The 2,790-nt window shown below is 34.5% G+C and carries 5 protein-coding genes, 1 pseudogene and 1 other annotated feature; all 6 genes and pseudogenes read left to right on the forward strand.

The features are described 5' to 3' along the window. Positions 1–120: preprotein translocase subunit SecE (gene secE, locus ACRC28_RS00495; RefSeq protein WP_438541503.1), on the forward strand; the 120-nt coding region annotated here is incomplete at its 5' end. A 29-nt stretch (positions 121–149) separates the two neighbouring features. Then, positions 150–683, forward strand: coding sequence for a transcription termination/antitermination protein NusG (gene nusG / locus ACRC28_RS00500; RefSeq protein ID WP_438541504.1), 534 nt, complete (start codon positions 150–152; stop codon positions 681–683). A gap of 86 nt (positions 684–769) precedes the next feature. Further along, positions 770–1,195, forward strand: a complete 426-nt coding sequence (gene rplK, locus ACRC28_RS00505; protein WP_438541500.1) for a 50S ribosomal protein L11 — start codon at positions 770–772, stop codon at positions 1,193–1,195. Positions 1,196–1,251: 56 nt separating this feature from the next. After that, positions 1,252–1,941 carry a 50S ribosomal protein L1 gene (gene rplA / locus ACRC28_RS00510; protein ID WP_438541501.1) on the forward strand — a complete coding sequence of 230 codons (690 nt, stop codon included), beginning with the start codon at positions 1,252–1,254 and terminating at the stop codon, positions 1,939–1,941. 43 nt (positions 1,942–1,984) lie between these two features. Beyond that, positions 1,985–2,109: a sequence feature (ribosomal protein L10 leader region), on the forward strand. 33 nt (positions 2,110–2,142) lie between these two features. Beyond that, on the forward strand, positions 2,143–2,646 hold the full coding sequence (gene rplJ, locus ACRC28_RS00515; RefSeq protein ID WP_438541502.1) for a 50S ribosomal protein L10: 504 nt from the start codon (positions 2,143–2,145) through the stop codon (positions 2,644–2,646). 55 nt (positions 2,647–2,701) lie between these two features. Beyond that, positions 2,702–2,790: pseudogene (gene rplL / locus ACRC28_RS00520) on the forward strand (50S ribosomal protein L7/L12); the annotation flags it as partial.

Consider the following 2,790-nt stretch of genomic DNA (forward strand, 5'->3'; position numbering starts at 1 on the left):
GAGGAAACGAAAAAAGCATTAATTGCTGTTCTAGGATTCACTATTATATACATTGTATTAGTAGGTGGATTTGATTATATTTTTCAAAACCTCTTCGAAGTAGTTTTGAAACTGAAATAAAGGAGGTTTAGGTGGTAACGCCGATTAATATGAGTGAAATAGCAAGATGGTACGTAGTACATACGTATTCTGGATATGAAAACAAAGTTAAAGCTACCATTGAAAAAACTATCGAAAATAGAAATCTTCATCACCTAATACAAGATATACAGATTCCAATGGAAGAAGTTATCGATGAAGAAAAGAAAGATAAAGATGGTAATCCAAAGGTAAGTTTTAAAAAGAAGTTTCCTGGATATGTAATTGTAAAAATGCTAATGACAGACGAATCATGGTATGTTGTTAGAAATACAAGAGGTGTAACAGGATTCGTAGGACCTGGTTCTAAACCAGTGCCTCTTACTGAAATGGAGATTGAATCTATGGGCGTGGTAGAATTACCAAAAGAAATAGATCTTGAAATTGGTGAAAGTATTAGAGTTACCTCAGGTCCACTGAGAGAATTCATTGGAACTATTCAAGAAATCAATCTTGAGAAGCTTAAAATTAAAGCTTCAGTTGATATGTTTGGTAGGGAAACACTTGCTGAACTAGATTTTAACCAAGTAGAAAAATTAGTTTAATTTAATTTTAGTCTTAAAAGACTAATGTTTTAATTAAGTGGGAGGGCAAAAAGCCCGTATTACCACAGTATAGGAGGAATAAAAACATGGCTAAGAAAGTAACTGGAATGATCAAACTTCAACTTGCTGCAGGAAAGGCAACTCCAGCACCACCAGTTGGACCAGCATTAGGACAACACGGTGTAAACATTATGGGATTCTGTAAGGAGTTCAATGCAAAAACTGCAGATAAGGCTGGATTAATAATACCAGTAGTAATCACTGTATATCAAGATAGATCGTTTAGCTTTATCTTAAAGACTCCTCCAGCTGCAGTTCTAATCAAAAAAGAATTAGGACTTGAAAGCGGATCAGGAGTACCAAACAGAACAAAAGTTGGTAGTTTAACTAAGGATCAAGTAAGAAAGATCGCAGAATTAAAAATGCCAGATTTAAATGCTGCTAGCGTTGAAAGTGCTATGAGAATGATAGCTGGAACTGCTAGAAGTATGGGCGTAACTATCGAAGAGTAATTCATATTTAAAATAGTGGGAGGTAAAAACCGTTAATACCACAAAGGAGGCTTATTATGGGAAAGAAATATGTTGAAAGTGCAAAATTAGTTGATAAAAGTGCTTTATATAATGTAACAGAAGCGTTAGAACTTGCTGTTAAAACTGCAAAAGCTAACTTCGATGAAACAATCGAATTACACGTAAGACTTGGGGTAGATCCAAGACATGCGGACCAACAAGTTAGAGGTGCAGTAGTTTTACCACACGGAACAGGTAAAACAGTTAGAGTTTTAGTTTTCGCTAAAGGAGACAAAGCTAAAGAAGCTCAAGAAGCAGGAGCAGATTTCGTTGGAGCTGAAGAATTAGTTCAAAAGATCCAATCAGAAAACTGGTTCGATTACGATGTAGTAGTTGCTACTCCAGATATGATGGGTGTAGTTGGTAGAATTGGTAGAGTTTTAGGACCTAAAGGATTAATGCCAAACCCTAAATCAGGAACAGTAACATTTGATGTAGCTAAAGCTATAGCTGATATCAAAGCTGGTAAAGTTGAATATAGAGTTGATAAAACTGCTATCATTCACTGTCCAATCGGTAAGAAATCATTCGGAACTGATAAATTAAAAGATAACTACACTACTTTAATAGATGCTATAGTTAAAGCTAAACCAGCTGCAGCTAAAGGGCAATATGTTAAATCAGTAAGTGTTTCAAGCACAATGGGACCTGGAGCAAAAATAAATCCAGCGAAAGTTACAGAATAGTTATTGACTTATATAAAATTAAGTGATACAATGTAATACGTTGTGAAAAGTTAAAAATATTCCGTAGACAGTAGGTGCGTAAAGCGTAACGTATACAACCTACCGAGGGTGATAGAGAATTTTCTAGATCTTCCTCCGTCTACAAGGAAGATCTTTTTTAATACGAAAAAGCAGTTAATACTGTGAGGAGGTGGACACACAGTGAACAAGAACAGAGAATTAAAAGCAGCTAAAGTTGCTGAGATTAAAGAAAAGTTAGAAAAAGCTCAAGGTGTTGTTTTAGCAGACTATCAAGGTCTTACAGTTGAAGAAGATACTGAATTAAGAAAGAGCTTAAGAGAAGCTGGTGTAGAATATAAGGTATACAAAAACAAATTAGTAGCAAGAGCTGCTGAAGAGTTAGGTTTAGGAGATGTTGTTAAATATCTTGAAGGACCTGTATCAATAGCATTCGGATATGAAGATGCTACATCACCAGCGAGAATCTTAAATGATTTCGCTAAAACTCACAAAAAGATTGAGTTAAAAGCTGGTATAGTTGAGAAGGTTGTTTATGATCAAGATATGATCGTTAAAATCGCTTCAATACCATCAAAAGAAGTTCTTATTGCAAAACTTCTTGGAAGTATCAAGGCTCCATTATCGAACCTTGCTTACTTATTAAATGCAATAAAAGAGAAAAAAGAGGCTGATTCAGCTGAATAATTAATATAACTATAAAATAGTTATCCGTTTTAAAATTTTTGGAGGTGCAATTAAAATGACAAGAGAAGATATAATTCAAGCAATAAAAGAAATGAGCGTTTTAGAATTAAACGAATTAGTAACAGCTTGCGAAGAGGAATTTGG

The organism is Clostridium sp. (assembly GCF_051650885.1).
Classification (GTDB): Bacteria; Bacillota; Clostridia; order Clostridiales; family Clostridiaceae; genus Clostridium.